We start from the raw sequence: 23,609 nt of genomic DNA on the forward strand, positions 1-23,609 counted from the left end.
ATTGGTTATCTGCGCGGCATAATGCCCGCCGCCTACATCATTGCAGAGTCTAGGGAGCTAGCTTGTCTACGCCTGTCGAACCCTTGCGTTTGCTGCTACTGGCCGAAGAGCCAGTGTGGGCGGCGTTGTTGCGCGAGTGTCTGGCTCCGATGGGGAGCACGGCTGTGCTGATCAGCGCGCCGAGCTGGGAGTCGGTCAGCAGTCTGTTCGATGACAACCGCAGTGCGGTGTTGTTGACGATCCCGGCCCTTCAGCCAATGCCGGGCCGTTGCAGCCTGCCGACGGTGTTGCTGCTCGAGAACGAACCGCTGGCGCCACCCGATGGTGTGAGCGACTGGCTGGTACGCGATCTGCTGGATCCCGGCATGTTGCGCCGCTGCCTGCGCCACGTGCGTGAGCGCGGCGTGCTGGAAAACACCTTGCAGCGCCTGGCCGAGCAGGACCCGTTGACCGGTATTGCCAACCGCCAGGGCTTCCAGACCTTGTTGGCGGCGCGCCTGGCCGAAAACGAAGGCCGCGGCCTGGCCCTCGGTCACCTCGACCTCGACAACTTCCGACACGCCAATGACGCCCTCGGCCATCAGGCTGGTGACCGGTTGATTCTGCAGGTGGTCTCGCGGCTGAAAAGCCAGCTGGAGGCCGGCGATCAACTGGCGCGGCTGGGCAGCGATGAATTCGCCCTGCTGATCGACACCCGCCGCGCCCCTCAGCGCGCCGAGTGGATGGCTGAACGCATTACCGAAGCCCTGTCCGAACCCTATTGGGTCGACGGCGAAAGCCTGTTGATCGGTTCCAGCCTCGGCATCGCCCACGCACGAGCGCAGGCCGGCGCCGACCCGTTGATGTGGCACGCGCACATCGCCATGCAGCAGGCCAAGAGCACTCAGGGCTGCACCTTTCACATCTTCAACGAACGGATCAATCGCAATGCCCGCAGCATCGCCGACCTCGAAAGCGAGCTGCGCCGGGCCTTGCGTCGCGATGAGCTGGAGCTGCATTACCAGCCACGGCTGAACCTTGAGGACGGCCAGATCGTCGGCCTCGAAGCCTTGGTGCGCTGGCGTCATGGCGAACGCGGCTTGTTGCCCCCCAGCGAATTCGTGCCGCTGGCCGAGCAAAGCGGCTTGATCGTGCCGCTGGGTTACTGGGTGATTTCCCGGGCCTTGCGGGACATGCAGGCGTTGCGCGAACGAGGTCTGCCGGCGCTGCACATGGCGATCAACCTGTCATTCCGGCAGTTTCAGGACAGCCAATTACTGTCGACCCTGAGCCGGCTGATTGCCGAGCGCGGTGTCGAGGCGCAATGGCTGGAATTCGAACTGACCGAAACCGCGGTGATGCGTCGCAGCGATCTGGTCAAGCAAACCATGGACGCCCTCGGGCGCCTCGGCGTGCGCTTCTCGCTGGATGATTTCGGCACCGGGTTCTCTTCGTTCGTGCACCTCAACAGCCTGCCGATTGCCTTGCTGAAGGTCGACAAGAGCTTTGTCGGCGGCATGGAAGAACGGGAAGAGAATCGCAAGCTGGTGCACGCCATGATCAACCTGGCGCACAACCTCAAACTCGAAGTGGTCGCCGAAGGCGTGGAAACGCAGGCACAGCTGGATTTGTTGCGCGGGTTTGGTTGCGATCAGGTGCAGGGGTATCTGATCAGCAAGCCGTTGCCGTTGGCGGAGTTGGTTGAGTATTTGACCTTTGGTTCCAGTCAGATGGCTGTGGTTGAAGCCATTTAAAAGATCGCAGCCTTCGGCAGCTCCTACAAAAGCGCGGTCGTGCGCGATCCTGTAGGAGCTGCCGAAGGCTGCGATCTTTTGATATTAATCCGGCTGAATCACCTGAAAGCTGCCTTGCGCTGAAGGCTCTAGTCGAATCATCCGCTTCATCTTCCACTCAAACGCCAGCGTCAGGCTCACCGCCGCACACGCCAGCCCCAATGCCAATCCCCACCAGACCCCCGTCGGCCCCACGTTCATATGGAAGGCCATCCACCAGGCGGCCGGTGCGCCGATCAGCCAGTAGCAACCCAAACCCACCAGGAAGGTGGTCTTGGCATCCTTGAGCCCGCGGATGCAGCCCATGGCAATGGTTTGCGTGCCATCGAACAGCTCGAACCACGCCGCCACCGCCAGCAGGCTCACGGCCAGGTTGATGACTTCGCGGAACGCCGGGTCGTTGTGGTCCAGGAACAAACCGATCAACTGATGCGGCAGCAGCCAGAAGACCATCGCGAAGCCGAGCATGGCCGCCGCACCGAAGGCGATCCCGACCCGTCCGGCCAGCCGCGCGTCCAGCAATTGCCCGGCACCGTAATGCTGACCGATGCGCATGGTGATCGCGTAGGAAAGCCCCGCCGGAACCATGAACGCCACCGAGACGATTTGCAGGGCGATCTGGTGTGCCGCCAATTGCGTACTGCCCATGGTGCCCATGCACAGCGCGGCGAAGGCAAACAGGCCGACTTCCACCGCATAGGTGCCGCCAATCGGCAGGCCCAGGCGCCACAACTCCTTCAGGTACTGACGGTTGGGCCGCAACAGGCCCTGGCGCAATGGATACGCGTCGTAAGCCGGATGCCGACGAATGTGCAGCGCGAGCGCCAGCGCCATGAGGTTGGCAACGATCGCGGTGACCAGGCCGATGCCCACCAGACCCATTTTCGGCAGGCCGAACAGGCCGGTGATCAACGCATAGTTGAGCAGGAAGTTGGCCACGGTGCCGCCAAGGCTGATGACCATCACCGGCGTCGCCCGGCCGATGGCACTGGTGAAGCCGCGTAGCGCCATGAAGCTCAGATAGCCGGGCAGGGCAAATGGCAGGATCAGCAGAAACTGGCCGGCCGCCTGGACGTTGGTTTCGGTCTGGCCGAACAGCAGCAACACGGGTTTGAGGTTCCACAACAGCAAACCGGCCACCAGTGCCATCAACCAGGCGAGCCACAGCCCGGCTTGAGTCAGCCGTGCCGCGCCAATGATGTCGCCCGCGCCCTGACGGATGGCCACCAGGGTGCCGACCGCCGCGATCACGCCGATGCAGAAAATCGACACGAACGAATACGTCGCCGCACCCAGGCCGCCGCCGGCCAGCGCTTCGGGGCTCAGGCGCGCCATCATCAACGTGTCGGTGAGGACCATCAACATGTGCGCCAACTGCGAGGCAATCAACGGCCCCGCCAGCCGCAGGATGGCCCGGAGTTCAATACGCGCTGGATGCTGCATGGTCATCACGCTCGATTGTCAGAGAGAACAGGAAACGCCGATTCTCGGCGCTCTGCGGGGTTTCCACAAAGGGATAAAAAGGATGGGTGGCATGATTAAAACTCATGCTTTGGAGTTTCTGATAAGTTGATGCCATCGCGCTATAGGAGCTTTCCTGATGTCTCGTCGTCTCCCTCCCTTGTATGCCCTTCGAGCATTCGAAGCGGCGGCGCGGCATAGCTCGTTTACCCGTGCCGCCGAAGAACTGTCGATCACGCAAAGCGCGGTGAGTCGGCATATTCGTACGCTCGAAGAGCATTTCGCCTGTCGGCTGTTTCACCGCAGCGGGCGGAATCTGCAATTGACCGAATCGGCGCGGCTGATCCTGCCCGGCATTCGCGAAGGCTTCACCGCCCTTGAAAGAGCCTGCAATACCTTGCGCGCCGAGGACGACATCCTGCGCATGAAAGCCCCGTCGACCCTGACCATGCGCTGGCTGTTGGCGCGGCTTAGCCGTTTTCGGCACCTGCAACCGGGGAACGAGGTGCAATTGACCAGCGCCTGGATGGACATCGATTCGGTGGATTTCAACCACGAACCCTTCGACTGCGCCGTCATTCTCAGCAACGGGAATTTTCCACCGGACTGGGAAGCGACTTTCCTGTTCTCCGAAGAGCTGATTCCGGTGGGGGCACCGAATCTTCTGAAGGATCAACCGTGGGACGTTGCGCGCCTGGCCAGTACCGAGCTGCTGCACCCGACGCCGGACCGCCGTGACTGGCGCAACTGGCTGGAGCGCATGGGCCTGACCGATCAAGTCTCCCTCAAGGGCGGGCAGGTGTTCGACACGCTGGAGCTGGGCATGATCGCCGCTGCCCGAGGTTACGGTGTGTCCATGGGCGACTTGCTGATGGTGGCGGAGGATGTCGCACAGGGACGTCTGAGTTTGCCGTGGCCGACGGCTGTCGCCAGTGGTGAGAATTATTACCTGGTCTGGCCGAAAACCCGCCCCGGCGGTGAGCGTTTGCGCCGCCTCAGCGATTTCCTGCAAGGCGAAGTCCGGGCCATGGAATTACCGGATGTCGAACGCCTGGGCTGAATCGATGGAGTCACCGCAATGGTGGCTCTGAGCCATATCCCGGTCAATTACTCAAGTATTCAGCTTTGCCGCCGAAAATCTGCTGATGGCACCTTCGTGCAGGTCCCATGTTTTTCCCACAATCAGAAATTTTGCCGAGTGTGCGATGTGATCAGAATGATCCGGCCACTGGGTCAGGAGCGGTCATGTCTCAACCTCGTGCTCGGATTGCCTCACAACTGGGTCTTGCGCTTGCCGTGATACTGGCGATTGTCATCAGCGGCAGTACCGTGTTTGCCCTGCGTTCGCTGGACGCGGCCAACCTCGCCACCCGCGAAGAGCACCTGGCCAGCGAGGCCCGGTTGCTGGCCGATCAGCTGAGCACTTTTCACGGCACGTTGCGTGAAAGTACCCAGCGCCTCAGTGGTCTGTTCGAGAAGCGCTTCAGCGCCGGTTTGAGCGTGCACCCGGATGAACCAGTGGCCGTGGCGGGCGTGCAGACCCCGGGCCTGCATCTGGGCGGCGAAGTGCTGAACAACAACTTCAAGGAAGTGGACGAGTTCAAGCAGATGACGGCCGGCGTCGCGACGCTGTTTGTACGTAGTGGCGAAGATTTCATTCGGGTCAGTACGTCCCTGAGTAAACAGGACGGCACCCGGGCCATCGGCACGCTGCTGGACCACGCTCACCCGGCCTATGCGCGGTTGATGGCGGGGCAGAGTTACGTCGGTCGCGCCTTGCTCTTCGAGCGTTCCTACATGACTCAGTACACCCCCGTACGCGACAGCGGCGGTAAGGTGATTGCCGTGCTGTTCGTAGGATTCGATTACACCGACGCGCAGAACGCCCAGTTCGACAACCTCAAACGCTTCCGCATCGGCCAGACCGGCTCCCTGGCACTGTTGGATGAGCAGAACAAATGGCTGGTGCCGATTGCCGGTGTACAAGCGCTGGATCAGGCGGTCCCGAGCATCGTCGGTCTGGCCAGGACGCCGGGCAAGGGCGATTTCTGGAGCGATAAATCGCAAGACTTCTACAGCATTGCCGTGCCGTTCGAAGGTGGGCCGTGGTCGGTGGTGGCGAGCATGCCGAAAACCGAAATCCGCGCCGTGACCTGGAGCGTCGGCATTCAATTGGCGATCGGCAGTCTGCTGGCGATGTTGCTGGCTGTCGGTTCGGCGGTCTGGCTGCTGCGCAGCAAACTGGCGCCGCTGGGCGATCTGGTGCGTCAGGCCGAAGCATTGGGCGCCGGTGATTTGAGTGTTCGCCTGAACGTGTCGAGCAACGACGAAATCGGCCAACTTGCCCGGGCCTTCAACCAGATGAGCCAGGCCCTGTCGACCATGGTCGAGCACATTCGCAGGGCCTCGCAAGAGGTCAACAGCCGCGCCCAGGCCTTGTCTGGTCTGTCGGGTGGCGCCTATGAAGGGATGGAGCAGCAGTCCGGTGAAATCACCAGCATGGCCGGTGCCGTGGAAGAATTCAGCGCCACCTCGCTGAACATCGCCGACAACATGGGCAGCACTCAGCGTCTGGCGCAGGAAAACGCACAGCAAACCCAGATCGGTCGTACGTCGATGGACGAAGCGTCCTCGTCTCTGCAACAAATCGCCGGCGCGCTGAACAGCACCGCGACGGTAATCAACACCTTGGGTCAGCGTTCTCAGGAAATCGGCGGCATCGTCGGGGTGATTACCTCGATCGCCGAGCAAACCAATCTGCTGGCGCTCAACGCCGCCATCGAAGCCGCCCGCGCCGGTGAGCAGGGGCGTGGGTTCGCGGTGGTGGCCGATGAGGTGCGCAACCTGGCGTCACGCACCCGTCAGGCCACTGATGAAATTTCCGGGATGATTCAAAGCATCCAGCAGGAAACCGGTAACGCCATCAGCACCATGGAGCAAGGCAATGTGCTGATGCAGGAAGGCCTGTCGCGCAACGCCAACGTCGCCTCGGCGCTGGCGCGGATCGATGAGCAAAGCCGCTCGGCCGGTCAGCAATTCGCCGCCATCACCACCGCGACCCAAGAGCAAAGCAGCACCGCGACCTTGCTCAGCAGTAATCTGCAAAGTATTGCCTTGGCGAACAGTGAACAGCGCGAAGTGGTGTCGAACCTGGCGGTGACTGCCAAAGAGCTGGAGAAGCTCGCGGCGGACTTGCGGCATGAGGTTGACCGGTTTCGCTGAGTCACTGCCGAAATCGCCATCGCGAGCAGGCTCGCTCCCACAGTTGATCCCGGGTGTTCACACATTCCGCGTTCACCTTCGATCTAATGTGGGAGCGAGCCTGCTCGCGATGGCATCGTCTCAATTCCCGACTTGTCCAAAATCTGCGGATCAATTCCTCGCTGGTTGTCTTTCTTGGCATTTGCCACCGATGTCTCGATTTTTATGCTTGCTGAAACGTTTCTTCAAGTCTATAAAATTGGCACAACTCCAAGAAAGGCTGCTGCCATGACCCCGCTCAAACTCTTCGTTACCCTCAGCGCACTGTCCGCTGCCTCCCACGCCATGGCCTGGGATTACGTCCTGCTCGACACCGACAAAGCCGCCCAGAACTGGCAGATCACCAGCCAGCAACTCGGGGTAAAAACCGGCAAACCCTTCAGTGTGACCCTGCGCACCTTGCACGGCGGGCGGCAGGAGGGTGTCAGCATCGTCGACATCGATAACGGCACAATGAAACTCTCGGTGGTGCCCACTCGCGGCATGAACGTCCTGCAGGCGTCTGTAGGCAATGTGCGCATGGGCTGGGATTCGCCGGTCAAGGAAGTGGTCAATCCTTCCTTCATCGAACTCAACGGCCGTGGTGGCCTGGGCTGGCTGGAAGGTTTCAATGAACTGGTCACCCGTTGCGGCTACGAATGGGTCGGCCACCCCGGTATGGACAACGGCGAACTGCTGACCCTGCACGGTCGCGCCGCCAACATCCCAGCGAACAAAGTCACCCTGCACATCGATGAAAAACCGCCGTACGCCATCAGCCTGCGTGGCGAGCTGAAAGAGCAGGCGTTCAAGAAGGTCGACTTCTCCGTCGCAACCGAACTGGTCACTGAACCTGGCAGCGTAGCGTTCGCCCTCAACGACACCCTGACCAACAACGGTGACTATCCGAAGGAATACCAGGCGCTGTATCACAGCAACTTCAGCACCCCATTCCTGGAGCAGGGCGCCCGCTTCGCCGCGCCGGTGAAACAGGTCTCACCGTTCAACGACAAGGCCAAAGGCGATCTGCCGGACTGGCAAACCTACCGCGCACCGACCAAGGACTACGACGAAACGGTTTACAACGTGGTGCCGTATGCCGATGCAAAGGGCGATACGTTGACTGTGCTGCATAACAAGGCCGGAATCCTGGGCGTCTCGGTCGGCTTCAACACGCAAACACTGCCCGTGTTCTCCCTGTGGAAAAACACCGATACCCAGGGGCAGGGCTATGTCACGGGGCTGGAGCCGGGCACGAGTTTTTCCTACAACCGCCGGTATCAACGGCCACTGAACCTGGTGCCGACAATTGGGCCGAAGGAACAGAAGCAGTTCCGCATCAGCTACAGCTTGTTGGCGGATAAGGCGGCTGTGGATAAGGCGTTGAAGCGGGTGAGCGAGATTCAGGGTGGTCGGGAGACTGAAGTGCGGCAGACGCCGTTGGTTGACCTTACCAAGGGGTGATGCCGCCTAGAGCGTTGTCGGCCGATATTGCAGCGCTTCGGCCAAGTGCTCGCGTCTGATCTCATCGACTTGCTCAAGGTCCGCCAGAGTGCGCGCTACTTTGAGCAGTCGATGGGCTGCTCGAAGGGACAGGGTCAGCCGTTCACACGCTGTTTCCAGCCAGGTTTCGTCAGCTGTGGATAACGTGCAGTGTCTGCGCAGGCCCGGCAAATCGAGGAATGCATTGGCACAGCCTTGGCGCTTTTGCTGCCGTTCTCGTGCATCGGCAACCAACTCGGCGGCGGTGGCAGTGTCGTCGCCGGGTTTCGACGCAGGATTCAGCGCCGTGGCTTCGCGAGCAACCGTCAGGTGCAGATCGATGCGGTCCAGCAGCGGCCCCGACAGTTTGTTGCGATAGCGCTGAACCATGTCCGGTGTACAACTGCATTTACCACTGGGCTCGCCAAGATATCCACAGGGGCACGGGTTCATTGCGGCCACTAATTGAAAGCGGGCCGGAAACCTCACTCGATCCTTGGCGCGGGATATCACGATGTGGCCGGATTCCAGCGGTTCCCTTAACACCTCCAACACCTTGCGATCGAATTCCGGGAGCTCATCGAGGAACAACACGCCATGGTGGGCGAGGGTGATTTCGCCCGGTTGTGGTTTCGAGCCACCGCCCACCAGTGCCGGGCCTGAAGCGGAGTGGTGTGGCTGTCGAAAGGGACGCTGTGGCCAATGACTCAGCGGCACACAACTGGCGACGGATTGGATCGCCGCGACTTCCAGCGCTTCGCTCTCGGCCAATGGCGGTAACAAGCCGGGCAGACGACTCGCCAACAACGTTTTCCCCGTCCCCGGCGGTCCGCTGAACAGCAAGTTATGAGCTCCCGCCGCTGCAATCAACAACGCGCGTTTGGCTGCGAGTTGCCCCTGCACTTCGTTCAAATCTGGATAGGGCTTGCTGGCGTAGAGCAAGCCATTGGAAGCGTAGGGCTCGATGGGCGTGTGGCCATTGAAATGCGCGACCGCCTCCAGCAAATGATCCACCGCAATCACTTTCAACCCTGAAGCCAGGCAGGCCTCCTCGGCATTCGCCCGCGGCACCACCAGCGTGCGCCCGGCCTTGCGCGCCGCCAGCGCCGCCGGCAACACACCCCGAACCGCCCGCACCGCGCCCGACAATGCCAACTCTCCCAGGCACTCCACGTCATCCAGCGTCAACGTCGGCACTTGCACACTGGCTGAGAGAATTCCCAAGGCAATCGCCAGATCGAATCGCCCGCCGTCCTTTGGCAGATCGGCCGGGGCGAGATTCAACGTGATACGCCGCGCTGGAAATTGCAGACCTGAATTGATGATCGCGCTGCGCACGCGGTCTTTGCTTTCCTTCACGGCGGCTTCGGGCAAGCCGACCATCGTCAGCGACGGCAAACCGTTGGCCAGATGCACTTCTACGGTGACGGCGGGTGCTTCTACGCCGACCTGGGCGCGGCTATGGACGATGGAGAGGGACATGGTCGTTCCTTGAGCTGAAGAGCACCGCTTCCTGCGGTTTTTTGAAGGGTAGTTGGCGGAGGAAGTTCTGGTAGGGCGGTTGAGGCGACAAACTTTCACTGGATGTTGCAAGTACGAAGCAGGCCAATCGCGAGGCACAAAAAAACCGCCACTCGGGCGGTTTCTTCGGGGAGCCTGGTCAGACTCGTGCACCTGCAAGCAAGCCATCAGGTTCAAGTTCTTTGCCATATGTTGCCGCCACTTTAAAAAAGCGATGTTGGGCGATCAGGGATCAGGTCGAGCGTCTTCCGCACTGTGCTTGATCCTCTGCTCCTGAACGAGCCCCACGCTATGAACGTGGGGTTTTTTTGGAGTTCAGAATGCCTGGAGTATTCGCGACGCACGTTTCCACCACGGCGTATTGACCGAATGCGGTGGCTGTTCTCGATCCGGCAGCATATGTGGCACATCCTGCAGCCGAATCCACGGCTGGTTATTCCAGTGCAGCAAGCTCAATGACATTTTCGGCCAATTCAGCAGGCTCAGAATCGGGCGCTCTGTTGAGGTGGGTTGCTGGGCGTCTCTGAGCGCTGGCACCACGTCGTGGGTCAGCCATTCGCGCAGGCCTCGGTATTCGGGGCAGTAGTGGTAGACCAGCAATGCGTAGACGCCGGATTCGCTGATTAGCAGGGTGTTTGCGATGCTGCCATGGATGAGCACTTGGGCGGTTTGGCGTTGGTCTGGATCGAGTTTTCGGACGGCTCGTTCGTCGAGGTAAAGGCGCAGGAGGCGGCCGAGGTCACGGGCGCTGAACCAGGGTTGGTTTTCTATGAGAAGGGCGTGGAGGTGGAGTTTGTGGCGGGTGAAGACGTGAGGGATTAGATAGTTTTCGTTCATGGTGCAGTTCTCAAGGTGCGATGAAGAAAACTGCCTCTGATCGTCGCCAAACGAAAAGGGTGGCAGCCATGCGGGGGTTGGCGAACCGGTAACGCACCAAACCGGCAGACCCGAAGGTCTCCCACGCATAGCCGCCATAATTCGAGATGAGAGCAAATTTCTCGGTCGAATGCGGTCGCGATGCGTTGTGGTTTTCCAGGTCGCCAAACCCGGTGCTGAACATTCAGCTGAGGATGAGCATAGAAACTGGAGGCCTTACGACGCAATCAGACGGCGGTGGTGATCTTTGTAGGACGTTGCCGGGATGTTTGCAGGGCTTAAGATCAAAAGATCGCAGCCTTCGGCAGCTCCTACAGGGGTGGGCGTTCCAGCGAGGGGCTGCTGGAGCACCGTGGTGACTCTATCGCGAGCAGGCTCGCTCCCACATGGACCCCATTGTCAAAGGGATTGGTGGAGTTACTCGGTCGGTGGATTGAGCTTCGCTTCCAGCTCCGCCACTTTCGCCTCAAGGCTCTCCAACCGTGCCCGGGTTCGTGCCAGTACGACCATCTGGCTATCAAACTCTTCCCGGCTCACCAGGTCCAGCTTGCTGAAGCCGCTCTGCAACAAAGCCTTGAACTGGCTTTCGATTTCGCTTTTTGGCAGTGGAGTATCACCGCTGAAGAGGCGGGAGGCGGTGCCGCTCAGGGCGTCGAGGAAGTCTTTGGGCGCGAGCATGGGAAATGTCCTGTCAACAATGGCGGGCAGTGTATCACGCAGTGTCTATAGTCAATCTCGGCGACTGCGATGCACGCTTTTCGCGCATGTGAGTGGACGGCTGCGCACTGTTGTTGTGCGTAACTGTTGCGTCAATTGAGCGAAAGGGTCTGCGGCAGCGGCCAAGCACTTGAAATCAATGGGTTTTGGATAGATGGCAAGCTTTCTGCTTAGTCGCTGGTGACCCATGCACTGATGCAGTCGCTGTGACGAATGCAGTGCGCCAAGCGGAACGGGGGAAGTTCCGCGCGGAGTGGTTCGCTGGCGTCGGACGGGCAGGTAAGGCCGACGATGCGTTACAAAGCCAGGCACTGCGCTTAGACTTGAGTCGGGTTTGTTTTCCTGGGGCAAGTCCACCAATTCGGGAGAGAGTTTTCATGAAGCTAGTCACTGCCATCATCAAGCCGTTCAAACTGGACGACGTGCGCGAGTCGCTGTCCGAGATCGGCGTGCAGGGCATTACCGTTACTGAGGTCAAAGGCTTCGGTCGGCAGAAGGGTCACACCGAGCTGTATCGCGGCGCGGAGTACGTGGTCGATTTTCTGCCCAAGGTGAAGATCGATGTCGCCATTGACGACAAGGATCTGGACCGGGTTATCGAGGCGATAACCAAGGCCGCCAACACCGGCAAGATCGGTGACGGCAAGATCTTCGTGGTCAATCTGGAACAGGCGATTCGCATCCGTACCGGCGAAACCGATACCGACGCAATCTAAGCCGCCACAAACCCAACGCCCCAGGAGAAAACAATATGACTCTGCGTAAATTCGCAGGGCTAGGAGCCCTGTTGTCCCTCGTAATGCCCGGCCTGGCCATGGCGGCAGATCCGGTGGCGCCTCCAGTCCTCAATTCCGGCGATACCGCCTGGATGATGACCTCGACAGCCCTTGTGCTGTTCATGACCATTCCCGGCCTCGCGCTGTTCTACGGCGGCATGGTTCGGTCCAAAAATATTCTTTCCGTGATGATGCAGTGCTTCGCCATTACCGGTCTGGTCACCATCCTGTGGTTCATTTATGGCTACAGCATGGCGTTCGATACCACGGGGATGGAAGCCAACGTCGTCAACCTCAACTCCTTTGTCGGCAGCTTTGCCAAGGCCTTCCTCGCGGGCATCACGCCTGCCAGCATTACTGGCCCGGCGGCGCTGTTCCCTGAGGCAGTGTTTGTCACCTATCAGATGACCTTTGCCATCATCACCCCGGCGCTGATCGTCGGTGCGTTTGCAGAACGGATGAAGTTCTCCGCGATGCTGGTGTTTATGGGCGTCTGGTTCACGCTGGTTTACGCGCCGATCGCGCACATGGTCTGGAGCGGTCCGGGTTCGCTGTTGGGCGACTGGGGCGTGCTCGACTTCGCGGGCGGCACCGTGGTTCACATCAACGCCGGTGTGGCTGGCCTGATTGCCTGCCTGGTGTTGGGCAAGCGTAAAGGTTTCCCGACCACCCCGATGGCTCCGCACAACCTCGGTTACACCCTGATGGGCGCAGCCATGTTGTGGGTCGGCTGGTTCGGCTTCAACGCCGGTTCCGCCGCCGCTGCCAACGGCACTGCCGGTATGGCGATGCTGGTGACCCAGATCGCGACCGCCGCCGCTGCACTGGGCTGGATGTTCGCCGAGTGGATCACCCACGGCAAGCCAAGTGCACTGGGTATCGCTTCGGGTGTGGTTGCCGGTCTGGTCGCCATTACTCCGGCGGCGGGTACCGTGGGCCCGATGGGTTCGCTGATCATCGGCCTGGCGGCTGGCGTGGTGTGCTTCTTCTGCGCCACCACCCTGAAACGCAAACTCGGTTATGACGACTCCCTGGACGCCTTCGGCGTGCACGGTATCGGCGGTATCCTCGGCGCGATCCTGACCGGTGTGTTCGCGGCACCGTCCCTGGGTGGTTTCGGCACCGTTACCGACATCGCTGCTCAAGTCTGGATTCAGTGCAAAGGCGTGGGCTTCACGGTGATCTACACCGCGATCGCCACCTTCATCATTCTCAAGATCCTGGACGCTGTCATGGGTCTGCGTGTCACGGATGAAGAAGAGGCGGTCGGCATCGATCTGGCGCTCCACAACGAACGCGGCTACAACTTGTAAGCAAGCGCATAAAAAAATTGCCCGGCTTGCCGGGCATTTTTTTGTCTGGAATTTGTCAGTGGAGGAGCGGCTGAAAGGTTTTTTCATACACCCTCAGTCGCGTTTACGACGGGCGTTTTTCTACGGCCAATGACTTACACGATTGAAGGAATATTAGGGCCTTTGTTTTTTCCCAGAGCGCGCTAGAATGCGCCCCGAACGTGCGGAGAACTGTATGTGGCAACAGACTCTGATTACCCTGCGGGCGAGGCCCCGGGGCTTTCATCTGGTAACGGACGAGTTGCTCGCCGGTTTGCCTGAACTCAAGGCATGTCGGGTCGGTCTGTTGCATTTGTGGCTGCAGCATACCTCGGCGTCGTTGACCATCAACGAGAACGCCGATCCGGCGGTACGTCGCGACTTCGAACGATTTTTCAATCGTCTGATCCCACAAGGAACGGACGGCTATGAGCATAACGACGAAGGCCTGGACGACCTCCCGGCGCACTTCAAGGCCAGCGTGCTTGGCTGTCAGCTCAGTTTGCCGATCTCGGCAGGCCGACTGGCGTTGGGGACCTGGCAAGGTGTTTATCTGGGCGAGCACCGTGATCACGGCGGTGCCCGCAAAGTCCTCGCCACCGTGCACGGTGAAGAGGCATAAACCGCTGGTCACCAGCGGTGGTTGATTTTTTTCCGGCAGCCTTCGACAGATGGCAAAGCTGGGCTATAACTAATCTGCTTTTCGCAAGTCATGAGGTAGAACATGAGCGACGATGATCTGGAAAACGACGACCTCGAAGTAGGCGACGACGACGAAACCGAAGAAGGCCTTGAAGCAGCGGCAGAAGACGTCGCTGAAGACGATGGCGGTGATGTGCCCGTTCCGACGGCCAAAGGCAAGGCCAAGGCTGCGGTATCGGTCGATGAGCTGCCGAGTGTCGAAGCCAAGAACAAGGAACGCGACGCCCTGGCCAAGGCCATGGAAGAGTTTCTGGCACGGGGCGGCAAGGTGCAGGAAGTGGAGGCCAATGTGGTCGCCGATCCTCCCAAGAAGCCTGATAACAAGTACGGCAGCCGGCCTATCTAAGCGCCTGCTTCTTGCTTGCTGAAAAAGCCCGCCGTCGCTGCGGGCTTTTTCATGGGCGGAACAAAAGTCTTGGGTTTGGCGCGATCCAATGTGGGAGCGAGCCTGCTCGCGATGAAGCCGTCACATTCAATATTGATGTTGGCTGATACGCCGCTATCGCGAGCAGGCTCGCTCCCACTGGGGTATGTGTGTACTCAGAGGTCAGTGTTGGGTGTTCCAGCGCGCCAACAACCCTGGCAATTCGTTCAGGCTACGAATCTCGGCATCTGGCGCCTTCTCGGCTTCCCACGCTTTGCCCGCCGGGTTAAACCAGATTGCCCGCAACCCCGCCTGCTGGGCGCCGGCAATGTCATCGCCGGGATGATCGCCGATATGCACCGCGGTTTCGGCCGTCGCACCACCCCGTTGCAACGCCTCATGAAACAGTCGCGCATCCGGCTTGCCGATGCCGATGTCTTCGGCGCACAGGGCAAACTTGAAGTAATCCGCCAGCCCCAATCGACGCACATCGGCATTGCCGTTGGTCACCACGCCAAGCGCATAGTGATTGGCCAGAATTTCCAGGGTCGGTTGCACCTCAGGGAAGATGTCCAGCTGATGCCGTGCATGCAGAAACACTTCAAAGCTCTGATCGGCCAGCTCGGCTGCCTCGGCATGTCCGTAACCGGCCTCTTCCAGCGCATGGAACAGCACCCGCCGACGCAGGGCGCTGATGCGGTGCTTGAGGCCCGGCTCACTGCTCAGTACCCGCTCGCGAATCGACCACAGATGCTCCACCGGCACCGCGCCCAGGTTCGGTGCATGCTCGGTCAGCCATTCACGCAATACGACTTCGGCGCTGGCGATCACCGGTGCGGTGTCCCACAGGGTGTCGTCGAGGTCGAAGGTGATCAATTGGATGGTCATGAATCATCGCCTTTAATGCGTTTGGCCCGTGGATGGGCGCTGTCGTAGACCGTCGCCAGGTGCTGGAAGTCCAGGTGGGTATAGATCTGGGTGGTCTTGATGTCCGAGTGGCCGAGCAGCTCCTGCACCGCGCGCAGGTCCTGCGAAGACTCCAGCAAATGGCTGGCGAAGGAGTGTCGCAACATGTGCGGGTGCAGGTTCTGCCCGAGTTCACGCTCGCCGGCGGCTTTGACCCGCATCTGAATCGCCCGAGGGCCGAGGCGCCGGCCTTGCTGGCTGACAAACACCGCGTCGTCCGCCGGGTTGGTCATGGCTCGCAGCGGCAGCCATTGCTCCAGCGCTTCGCGGGCCTTTTTGCCCACCGGCAGCAGTCGGGTCTTGCTGCCCTTGCCGAGTACCTGGACCATGCCGTCGGCCAGATCCAACTGATCAAGATTGAGCCCGGTCAGCTCCGAAAGGCGTAAACCCGAGGAGTAGAACAATTCCAGAATCGCCTGATCCCGACGCGCCAGGAAATCATCCTCCACCGCACCGTCAAGCAGTTGCAGCGCGCGGTCGGTGTCGAGGGTTTTTGGCAGGCGGCGTTCACCCTTGGGTGGTGCCAGGCCATTGGCCGGGTCGTGGTCGCACAGACCTTCGCGGTTCAGGTAGTGATAGAGCCCGCGCACCGCCGAGAGCAGCCGCGCCAGACTGCGGGACGATTGGCCTTGAGCATGCAGGCGAGCGATCAGGCTGCGCAGACGCTGGATGTCCAGCGCGGCCCAACTGCCGATGTTCTGTTTGACGCACCAGCCCAGCACTTTGTCGAGGTCGTGGCGGTAGGCGTACAGCGTGTGCGGCGACACCTGCCGCTCACTGCGCAGGTGTTCGCAGTAAGCGTCCAGTTGCCGTTCCATGGTCAGCGTACCGAGCGCAGGGAGGTGTTGACCCGTGGCAGCACGCGGCCCATGACTTCGGCGATGTAACTCAGGAACAGCGTGCCCACCGAGCTCTTGTAGTGCTGCGGATCGCGGCTGGCGATGGCCAGAACGCCGTGGATGCCCTGGTGACTGATGGCGACGACGGCGGTGGAGCCGATCTGCTTGCGCTGTTCTTCACCGAACAGGAAGTCCAGTTCATGCTCTCGCAGGCTGCCGCTGACGCTTTTGTCTTCCGAAAGCAAGCCGCCGATGGCGGTTTGCGCGTCGGCATGCGTCACCCAGCGACCCACCGGCATCGGGTTGTCGCCCAGCAGGATCAGGCTGACGAAGGGCACCTGGAAGTCCTGGCGCAGGCTGTCTTCGACGCTGATCACCACGTCTTCCAGGCTGGTGGCGTCCATCAGCGCGAGAATCAGGCGGCGGGTCTTGTCGAAGAGTCGGTCGTTGTCGCGGGCCACGTCCATCAAGTGCGAGAGGCGGTGGCGCAGCTCGATGTTGCGATCGCGCAGGATGGTCATCTGGCGCTCGACCAGCGAGATGGTGTCGCCGCGCCGGTGCGGAATACGCATGGCCGGCAGCAGTTCTTCGTGCTCGATGAAGAAATCCGGATGAGCCTCCAGGTACGCGGCAATCGCCGCCGCCTCAAGGCTTTCGGAAGGGGATTCGTCGGGCTGCAGGGCGGGAACCTGGGGCTTGTCGGTCATGGATTTCGCTCACTCAAAGACGCACTTGTCCTTCGTATACGCGTACTGCCGGGCCGGTCATCATGACCGGTTGGCCAGGGCCTGCCCATTCGATGGACAGACGCCCGCCGGGCAGGTCGATCAATAGCGGCGAATCCATCCACCCCTGGCTGATCGCGGCCACTGCGGCAGCACAGGCGCCGGTTCCGCATGCCTGGGTTTCCCCGGCCCCGCGTTCCCAGACGCGCAACTGCGCGCGGCTCCGGTCGATGACCTGGAGAAAACCGACATTGACCCGCGCCGGAAAGCGCGGGTGATGTTCGATTTTCGGCCCCAGTTCATGCACCGGTGCGTTGTTGATATCGCTGACCCGCAGCACGGCATGGGGGTTGCCCATGGACACCGCGGCCAGTTCGACCGGCGTACCGTCGACGTCGACCTGATAACTCAGGGCCTGGCTCGGGGCTTCGAACGGAATCTCGGCCGGCACCAGGCGCGGAGCGCCCATGTTGACACTGATCTGACCGTCGCTGCGGATATCCAGTTCGATAATGCCGCTTTTGGTCTCGACGCGAATCAGCCGCTTGGCGGTCAGGCGCTTGTCGAGCACGAAGCGAGCGAAGCAGCGCGCACCGTTGCCGCACTGTTCCACTTCGGAGCCGTCGGCATTGAAGATCCGATAGCGGAAATCCACGTCGGGGTTGCTGGGGGCTTCGACGATCAGCAACTGGTCGAACCCGATGCCGGTGTGCCGATCGCCCCATTGCTTGGCGTGCTTGGGCAGGATGTGCGCGTGCTGGCTGACCAGGTCGAGGACCATGAAGTCGTTGCCCAGGCCGTGCATCTTGGTAAAACGCAGCAGCATGGTTTTACTCCGGCAGCAGGCTTTCGCCAGCAAACAACTCCGCTACCGTCTCACGGCGACGCACTTCAAATGCCTGATCACCGTCCACCAACACTTCAGCGGCACGGCCACGGGTGTTGTAGTTGGAACTCATGACAAACCCATAAGCACCGGCCGAATGCACGGCCAGCAGATCGCCTTCTTCCAGGGCCAGTTGACGATCCTTGGCCAGGAAGTCGCCGGTTTCGCAGATCGGGCCGACGATGTCGTAGGCACGAGCGGCGCTGTTGCGTGGGCGCACGGCGGTGACGTCCATCCAGGCTTGATACAGCGCCGGACGGATCAGGTCGTTCATGGCCGCGTCGACGATGGCGAAGTCTTTGTGTTCGGTGTGCTTGAGGTACTCGACCTGGGTCAGCAGCACGCCGGCGTTGGCGACGATGAAGCGGCCCGGCTCGAACACCAGCGCCAGGTCACGACCGTCGAGACGCTCGCGCACGGCTTTGACGTAGTCGGCAGCCAAGGGCGGCTCTTCATCGCGATAACGCACGCCCAAACCACCACCGAGATCAATGTGGCGCAGGTAGATGCCGCAATCGCCGAGGCGGTCGACCAGGCCCAGCAGGCGGTCGAGGGCATCGATGAATGGTGGCAGGGTGGTCAGTTGCGAACCGATATGGCAATCGACGCCGACCACTTCCAGGTTTGGCAATTGCGCGGCGCGAATGTACACGTCTTCGGCGTCGGCGATGGCGATGCCGAACTTGTTCTCTTTAAGACCGGTGGAGATGTACGGGTGAGTGCCGGCATCGACGTCCGGGTTCACGCGCAACGAGATCGGTGCACGAACACCCAGCTCGGCGGCCACCACTTGCAGGCGTTCAAGCTCATCGGTGGACTCGACGTTGAAGCAGTGCACACCGACTTCCAGGGCGCGACGCATGTCGTCACGGGTCTTGCCGACACCGGAGAACACGATCTTGTCGGCGCTGCCACCGGCGGCCAGTACACGTTCCAGCTCGCCACGGGAGACGATGTCGAAACCGGCGCCAATACGCGCCAGGACATTCAGTACACCCAGGTTGGAGTTGGCCTTGACCGCAAAGCAGACCAGGTGTGGCATGCCGGCCAGCGCATCGGCGTAAGCCAGGTACTGAGCTTCGATGTGGGCACGGGAGTAGACGTAAGTCGGTGTTCCAAAGCGTTCGGCGATGGCGGACAAGGCAACACCTTCCGCGAACAGCTCACCGTCACGGTAGTTAAAAGCGTCCATAGCGTTCCCTTAGTAGACGTCGTGCTTGTGAGCTTTCGACGGAGTCTGCTGCGACGATTTGGCTTGCTCTGCAGGATCCTGATTTTCATCGGGCAGGTACAGCGGGCCTTTTTGACCACAGGCCGACACGAGGCAGGCAACCGCGACGAGCGCAGCAAGGGAAGAGATCAGGCGCTTCATGGCGAAATCCTTGAAAATGCGTTAATTGCGCCGGAGTATACCGGCCACCCGGCAGCTTGCCTATGCGACGCGGCTCCCGTCCGGCGGGGCTTGGCACGATGTCGGTCAGCCAAACGCAATCCCTGTGGGAGCGAGCCTGCTCGCGAAGGCGTAGTGTCAGTCAACATTGATGTTGAATATGATGGCCTCTTCGCGAGCAGGCTCGCTCCCACAGGTTTCGTGATCGCCATGGGTCGTTATCCTTTGCAATCACCGGGGCTCGCCCGTATCTTGCGGCGCTTGAGCGTGAGTAGACACTTTTTGAGGTTCCCGCAATGAGTTTGACTGAAGCCCGTTTTCACGACCTGGTCGATGCCACCCAGCAGGCGCTGGAGGATATTTTTGACGAGAGTGGCCTGGATATCGATCTGGAGAGTTCGGCCGGTGTGCTCACCGTCAAGTTCGAAAGCGGCAGCCAGTTGATCTTCAGTCGTCAGGAACCGCTGCGTCAGTTGTGGCTGGCGGCGGTGTCCGGCGGTTTCCACTTCGACTATGACGAAGAGAGCAAGCGCTGGATGTGTGACAAGAGCGACGAGCAACTCGGCGAGATGCTCGAGCGCATCGTCAAGCAGCAAGCCGACGTCGAACTCGACTTCGAAGGCCTGTGAGCTCGTGACCCAGCCTGCGCCCGTTCGTCCGCCCAAACCGCTCTACAGCAATGTCAGCCCGGCGGTGCCTTCGCCGTGCAGCGGCGTGTGTCGGCTGGATGAGCAGAAGGTCTGTCTGGGGTGCTTCCGCCATGTGGAAGATATTCGCGAATGGCGCTCGGCGGATGATGAGCGGCGGCGAGTGATTTGCGCATCGGCCCTCGATCGAAAGAATAGAGGCTAACCCGACCCCTGTAGGAGCTGCCGCAGGCTGCGATCTTTTGATCTTTATAAGTCGCGCCGACGGAAGATCAAAAGATCGCAGCCTGCGGCAGCTCCTACAGGGGCGGAAAACCGTCCGCCGCCCCTGACTTGTATATTTATTGAGCTGTGATAGTGTCCAGAGACGCCTCAACCCATCGAGGCTCGTGAAAACCCCGCCTTTTTCTGGCGGGGTTTTGCTTTTTTCGTGCAGAAGAAAGGAGTCTGCCCTGATCATGACCGCACCTTCCATCACCCTTACCCGTCTGGACGTGCAACGTCTGGAACGCCTGATCGACAGCCTGGATGACTCGCTGCCGGGCGTTATCGCGCTGCAAACCGAACTGGATCGCGCCGATACTCTAGTCGGTCACGATGAAGTGCCTGCCGATGTCGTGACCATGAATTCCCGTGTGCATTGCCGTGAAGAAATCAGTGGCAAGGACTATCACCTGACTTTGGTTTACCCGAAGGATGCCAACGCCGACGAAGGCAAAATATCCATTCTGGCGCCAGTGGGCAGTGCTTTGCTGGGCCTGAAAGTCGGTCAGCACATCGACTGGCCGGCACCGGGTGGCAAAACCCTCAAACTGACCCTGCTGGAAGTCGAATCACAGCCAGCCCATGGCGGCGACTTCCCGGAATAAAGTCCCTCAGACCTGCTCGAGTGCCTCGTTCAATGCGCGCTCCAGGTCGGCCTTGTAGCGCAGATACAAATTGCTTGAGCTCTGACCATCACCGAGCAGGCCCGACAGGTCCAGGTCGGTGATGTAGCAGCGATAGCGTTCGGTCTCGCGGCGCTGCTCGACGATTTCCCGGGCGACCACGCTGAACAGCTGATCGCCATGTTCCAGTTCTGAAAATTCCCGCTGATTGCAATACAACGTGACCTGCACCTGCCCGGGTGCGGCTTTGCCGACGATGGCCTGTACGTCGTAGAACGGTTTATTGACCGGGGTTTGCGGCGCTGGCCGGGCTTCGACCCGACGGGCCCGTGCGGGACCTGAAGGCAATAACTGGTAATACAACGTGTCCAGACTCAGTGGCTGGGCGGTGTCCATCGGTAGCAAGGCATCGCGTCGGTACTGGATCGATTGCAGGAAACGTTGCAGTGGCACCAGCAGGCTTTGTTCGTCGTGATAGGGCAAGCGCTGCTGCCACAGGGCATTGAATTCATCCAGTACATACACATCGGCCAGGTGTTCGTGGATCCGGTAGAACACTTGAACGCAGTCGGGTTGCCCCATGGGCAGGATCAGCGCCAGATCGTGGTCTTCCAGTGCCATCGGGTCCAGATGTAACGGGCTGTAGCTCACCAGTTCTTCGCCAAGGTAATCGAACAGCGCCGGCAGCGTGGCGAAGGCAGCGTGACTGACCTGGCCGGGCACCAGCTCCAGCACGTGGTAATGCTGCTGGACCTGAATCAGGTAACGATGATTGAGCTTGCTCAGCAGCAGACTCTGGGCAGTGTCGAGGATTTCTTCGACCCGCCGCGCAATGAATTGCGCGCGATTGTGGCAGAAGCAACGTACCCGCAGCTTGGGCTGTTGTGGCCCGTCCGGCAGGTTGTTGAGGTAATCGCGCAGGCAGTCCAGCAGGGCGTGTGGGCCGTCAAAGCGGCTGACCAGCACCTCGTTCCAGCTGTTGAGCGTGACCTGATCCAGGGTCAGTACCAGGTTTTCCCGCACGCCGGCATAGCTCAGGGAATCGGTGCGCTCGGTGGTCATCAGGATGTTCAGGTCGCGATGGTGCTTGAGCGGGTCGACGCCGACGTTTACCAGAATCAGTATTTCGCTCGGCACACTGGCGCGCAGCAAAGGCTCTTCGGCGACAGTAGTCAGGGGCAGGGCGATGCTTTGTTGCAGGCTACCGAGCAAGTTGAACAGTTCGAACTCGCTCAAGTCGCTGGTGCCGGGGTGCAGGGCCAGGCGGGTGCTGCTGTCGATCACGCCATTGCGGTGGCACCAGGTGAGCAGCTCCAGTAACTGACGGCTGCGCTTGATGGGCGCGAAATGCTCCCACTCGTGGGCGGCCAGGCTGCCGTTGTACAAACCCCACTGGGTTTGCCCCGGTTCTTTCTTGTTTGGGGCCTGCACCAGTGTCAGGGTGTCTTCGGCCAGATCGGGGGCGATGCCGGGGTTGATGAATTCGACCTTGTCGGCCTTGCGCTCGAAAGCCGCGTACAACCGCCGGCCCAGTACATTGAGGTCGCGTTTGTTGATCAGGCTGACGGTCTTTTCGTTGCGGGCAAACTGCGTCAGGAAGCGGTAGCTGTAATTCAGCTCGCCGACCAGGGCCCGGCGTTCGGCGCTGACCTGGCGGACTTTCCATTGGCTGCGGCTGTCGAGCAATGCGAGCTGACGCTGATCCCAATGCCATTCGTGGGCCAGGCGTTCGAGTAACGAGCGCTGCCAGTTCTGGGTGCGACCGCTGTTGCCGGTGAGTTTGCGGTTGACCTTCAGGTACAGCGCGCGGCGTACCAGCTCCAGGCGTTCCGGTTCGCCCCGGGCCGTGAGGTATTCCTCGATGCGTCGGTAAACCACGACGTATGGATCCAGTTCGTCGAGGTCCAGGCGATTGGCAAACACCGCCTGCTTGAAACGCAGGCTCAGGCACTGGACCTTGGGGTGTTCGCTGGCGTAGACCTCCGTCAGCAGCAGCTTGAGCACCGATTTGTAGGGTGACTCGATGCCCTTGAACAATTGCCAGAGCCCGGCGCCGATGAATTCCCCGGGCGGGATATACGACAGATGCCCCAGGTCCAGGGTCTCGTCGGCACGGATAAAACGCTTGGATAGCAGCGTGTGGGTGTAGCGGTCATACGCTGCCTCTTCGTAAACCGGCACCAGCCACCAGATGGGTGTACGACCGGCCAGCCAGATCGCGGTGCGGTAGAACTCGTCCAGCAGCAGGTAGTGCTGGGTGGTGCCGCAATCTTCCGAACTCAGTTGAGTATCGCGTTCGCCGAGTACGAAACGTGCGGGGTCTATCAGGAAGAAATGCGCCTCGGCGCCCTGGCTGGCGGCCCATATCTCAAGCAACTGGCATTTCTTGCGCAGCTCAGTGAGCTCGCTTTCGCTCAAGTCCGGCGCGTGACAGACCCATACGTCCATATCGCTCTGGTCGGCTTGGGCCAGGGTGCCGAGGCTGCCCATCAGGAACAGGCCGTGAATCGGTCGCGGCGGGTTGCTGCCGTGGCGCGGCTTGTAGGAAAACGAGCGGGTCAGGCGCTGGGCTTCGGCGAGGGTGTTGGCGTCAGGTTCGTAATTCGACAACCCGGCCGGAGTGCCGCCCGAAACGTAACCTGGCAACAGCGGATGATTGACGTGGAAAAACAGCGGCAGCAGGGTCAGAACCGTTTGCTGACGGGTCGACAACCCTTCCATGGCGCGCGCCATGCGGCCCTCGTTGAGCTTCAGAAAACGGGCGCGCAGCTGGCTGAGAACCTTACGGTCGATTCCCTCGTCCAGATCGGGGCGGATTTCATGGGTGCGGGTCATGTCAGCTCAATCCGGCTCACGGGGCTCGGACGTGGAGGGCTCGGGATGAGGGGCAGTTTAGCGCCTCGGCCCCGGGACTTTTAAGCTGATTTTGTATTTCTGGCGTCAGGTTTCTATCGTTGGGCGACGGCAGGTAACAGGGCGGGTCATCGAGTGTGCCCGCGGAAATCCCGTGACAGAGGTTTCCGTGGG

At 60.6% G+C, this 23,609-nt stretch carries 22 protein-coding genes; 11 read left to right on the forward strand and 11 right to left on the reverse strand.

Annotated elements, in window-relative coordinates; translation table 11 throughout:
• Positions 1 to 62: 62 nt before the first annotated feature.
• The gene (locus KGB14_RS26935; protein WP_223490429.1) at positions 63 to 1,733 is read left to right on the forward strand and encodes a putative bifunctional diguanylate cyclase/phosphodiesterase; all 1,671 of its coding nucleotides are present in this window, start codon (positions 63 to 65) and stop codon (positions 1,731 to 1,733) included.
• Between the two features lie 84 nt (positions 1,734 to 1,817).
• On the opposite strand, the gene KGB14_RS26940 is transcribed toward KGB14_RS26935, so the two are convergent.
• Positions 1,818 to 3,215, reverse strand: coding sequence for a NorM family multidrug efflux MATE transporter (locus tag KGB14_RS26940; RefSeq protein WP_223490431.1), 1,398 nt, complete (start codon positions 3,213 to 3,215; stop codon positions 1,818 to 1,820).
• Positions 3,216 to 3,372: 157 nt separating this feature from the next.
• Between KGB14_RS26940 and KGB14_RS26945 the strand changes: the two genes are divergently transcribed.
• The 3 genes from KGB14_RS26945 to KGB14_RS26955 all read left to right on the forward strand — a co-directional run bounded on the left by KGB14_RS26945 (position 3,373) and on the right by KGB14_RS26955 (position 7,937).
• Positions 3,373 to 4,293 carry a LysR substrate-binding domain-containing protein gene (locus KGB14_RS26945; protein ID WP_223490433.1) on the forward strand — a complete coding sequence of 307 codons (921 nt, stop codon included), beginning with the start codon at positions 3,373 to 3,375 and terminating at the stop codon, positions 4,291 to 4,293.
• Positions 4,294 to 4,478: 185 nt separating this feature from the next.
• Positions 4,479 to 6,455, forward strand: coding sequence for a methyl-accepting chemotaxis protein (locus tag KGB14_RS26950; protein WP_223490435.1), 1,977 nt, complete (start codon positions 4,479 to 4,481; stop codon positions 6,453 to 6,455).
• A 267-nt stretch (positions 6,456 to 6,722) separates the two neighbouring features.
• Complete coding sequence (locus KGB14_RS26955; protein ID WP_223490436.1) at positions 6,723 to 7,937, forward strand: aldose 1-epimerase family protein; 1,215 nt, start codon at positions 6,723 to 6,725, stop codon at positions 7,935 to 7,937.
• Positions 7,938 to 7,943: 6 nt separating this feature from the next.
• Here the strand turns inward: KGB14_RS26955 and KGB14_RS26960 are convergent, their stop codons facing one another.
• The 3 genes from KGB14_RS26960 to KGB14_RS26970 all read right to left on the reverse strand — a co-directional run bounded on the left by KGB14_RS26960 (position 7,944) and on the right by KGB14_RS26970 (position 11,030).
• Positions 7,944 to 9,437, reverse strand: a complete 1,494-nt coding sequence (locus KGB14_RS26960; RefSeq protein ID WP_223490438.1) for a YifB family Mg chelatase-like AAA ATPase — start codon at positions 9,435 to 9,437, stop codon at positions 7,944 to 7,946.
• A gap of 354 nt (positions 9,438 to 9,791) precedes the next feature.
• A complete protein-coding gene (locus tag KGB14_RS26965; protein WP_223490440.1) occupies positions 9,792 to 10,313 on the reverse strand; it encodes a Bro-N domain-containing protein in 522 nt (173 codons plus the stop codon).
• A 456-nt stretch (positions 10,314 to 10,769) separates the two neighbouring features.
• Positions 10,770 to 11,030, reverse strand: a complete 261-nt coding sequence (locus KGB14_RS26970) for an accessory factor UbiK family protein (protein WP_008007559.1) — start codon at positions 11,028 to 11,030, stop codon at positions 10,770 to 10,772.
• A gap of 416 nt (positions 11,031 to 11,446) precedes the next feature.
• On the opposite strand from KGB14_RS26970, the gene glnK reads away from it, so the two are divergent.
• From glnK to sutA, 4 genes are all read left to right on the forward strand, one after another.
• A complete protein-coding gene (gene glnK / locus KGB14_RS26975; protein ID WP_002555808.1) occupies positions 11,447 to 11,785 on the forward strand; it encodes a P-II family nitrogen regulator in 339 nt (112 codons plus the stop codon).
• A 35-nt stretch (positions 11,786 to 11,820) separates the two neighbouring features.
• Complete coding sequence (locus KGB14_RS26980; protein ID WP_223490442.1) at positions 11,821 to 13,158, forward strand: ammonium transporter; 1,338 nt, start codon at positions 11,821 to 11,823, stop codon at positions 13,156 to 13,158.
• A 214-nt stretch (positions 13,159 to 13,372) separates the two neighbouring features.
• The gene (locus KGB14_RS26985) at positions 13,373 to 13,798 is read left to right on the forward strand and encodes a secondary thiamine-phosphate synthase enzyme YjbQ (protein WP_008015517.1); all 426 of its coding nucleotides are present in this window, start codon (positions 13,373 to 13,375) and stop codon (positions 13,796 to 13,798) included.
• A 102-nt stretch (positions 13,799 to 13,900) separates the two neighbouring features.
• A complete protein-coding gene (sutA, locus tag KGB14_RS26990) occupies positions 13,901 to 14,224 on the forward strand; it encodes a transcriptional regulator SutA (protein WP_018927530.1) in 324 nt (107 codons plus the stop codon).
• 201 nt (positions 14,225 to 14,425) lie between these two features.
• On the opposite strand, the gene KGB14_RS26995 is transcribed toward sutA, so the two are convergent.
• From KGB14_RS26995 to lptM, 6 genes are read right to left on the reverse strand one after another with little or no spacing between them, the layout of a single operon-like run.
• Positions 14,426 to 15,130, reverse strand: a complete 705-nt coding sequence (locus KGB14_RS26995; protein ID WP_223490445.1) for an HAD family hydrolase — start codon at positions 15,128 to 15,130, stop codon at positions 14,426 to 14,428.
• Positions 15,127 to 16,026 carry a tyrosine recombinase XerC gene (gene xerC, locus KGB14_RS27000; RefSeq protein WP_223490447.1) on the reverse strand — a complete coding sequence of 300 codons (900 nt, stop codon included), beginning with the start codon at positions 16,024 to 16,026 and terminating at the stop codon, positions 15,127 to 15,129. Before xerC ends, KGB14_RS26995 begins: the two co-directional genes overlap by 4 nt.
• 2 nt (positions 16,027 to 16,028) lie before the next feature.
• Complete coding sequence (locus tag KGB14_RS27005; protein ID WP_223490449.1) at positions 16,029 to 16,754, reverse strand: DUF484 family protein; 726 nt, start codon at positions 16,752 to 16,754, stop codon at positions 16,029 to 16,031.
• Positions 16,755 to 16,767: 13 nt separating this feature from the next.
• Complete coding sequence (dapF, locus tag KGB14_RS27010) at positions 16,768 to 17,598, reverse strand: diaminopimelate epimerase (RefSeq protein WP_223490452.1); 831 nt, start codon at positions 17,596 to 17,598, stop codon at positions 16,768 to 16,770.
• A 4-nt stretch (positions 17,599 to 17,602) separates the two neighbouring features.
• Complete coding sequence (gene lysA, locus KGB14_RS27015) at positions 17,603 to 18,850, reverse strand: diaminopimelate decarboxylase (RefSeq protein WP_223490454.1); 1,248 nt, start codon at positions 18,848 to 18,850, stop codon at positions 17,603 to 17,605.
• Between the two features lie 9 nt (positions 18,851 to 18,859).
• The gene (gene lptM / locus KGB14_RS27020; RefSeq protein ID WP_074871901.1) at positions 18,860 to 19,030 is read right to left on the reverse strand and encodes an LPS translocon maturation chaperone LptM; all 171 of its coding nucleotides are present in this window, start codon (positions 19,028 to 19,030) and stop codon (positions 18,860 to 18,862) included.
• Positions 19,031 to 19,344: 314 nt separating this feature from the next.
• On the opposite strand from lptM, the gene cyaY reads away from it, so the two are divergent.
• The 3 genes from cyaY to rnk all read left to right on the forward strand — a co-directional run bounded on the left by cyaY (position 19,345) and on the right by rnk (position 20,564).
• Positions 19,345 to 19,677, forward strand: a complete 333-nt coding sequence (gene cyaY, locus KGB14_RS27025) for an iron donor protein CyaY (protein WP_223490457.1) — start codon at positions 19,345 to 19,347, stop codon at positions 19,675 to 19,677.
• 4 nt (positions 19,678 to 19,681) lie between these two features.
• Positions 19,682 to 19,900 (forward strand): DUF1289 domain-containing protein, encoded by a 219-nt coding sequence (locus KGB14_RS27030; RefSeq protein WP_223490459.1) that lies wholly within the window; start codon positions 19,682 to 19,684, stop codon positions 19,898 to 19,900.
• Between the two features lie 253 nt (positions 19,901 to 20,153).
• Positions 20,154 to 20,564, forward strand: coding sequence for a nucleoside diphosphate kinase regulator (gene rnk, locus KGB14_RS27035; protein WP_223490461.1), 411 nt, complete (start codon positions 20,154 to 20,156; stop codon positions 20,562 to 20,564).
• Between the two features lie 6 nt (positions 20,565 to 20,570).
• Here rnk and KGB14_RS27040 read toward each other — a convergent pair whose 3' ends face one another.
• The gene (locus KGB14_RS27040; protein WP_223490463.1) at positions 20,571 to 23,417 is read right to left on the reverse strand and encodes a class I adenylate cyclase; all 2,847 of its coding nucleotides are present in this window, start codon (positions 23,415 to 23,417) and stop codon (positions 20,571 to 20,573) included.
• Between the last annotated feature and the right edge of the window lie 192 nt (positions 23,418 to 23,609).

Origin of the sequence: Pseudomonas sp. A-RE-19 (assembly GCF_019956555.1) — a bacterium.
Taxonomy (GTDB): Bacteria; Pseudomonadota; Gammaproteobacteria; order Pseudomonadales; family Pseudomonadaceae; genus Aquipseudomonas.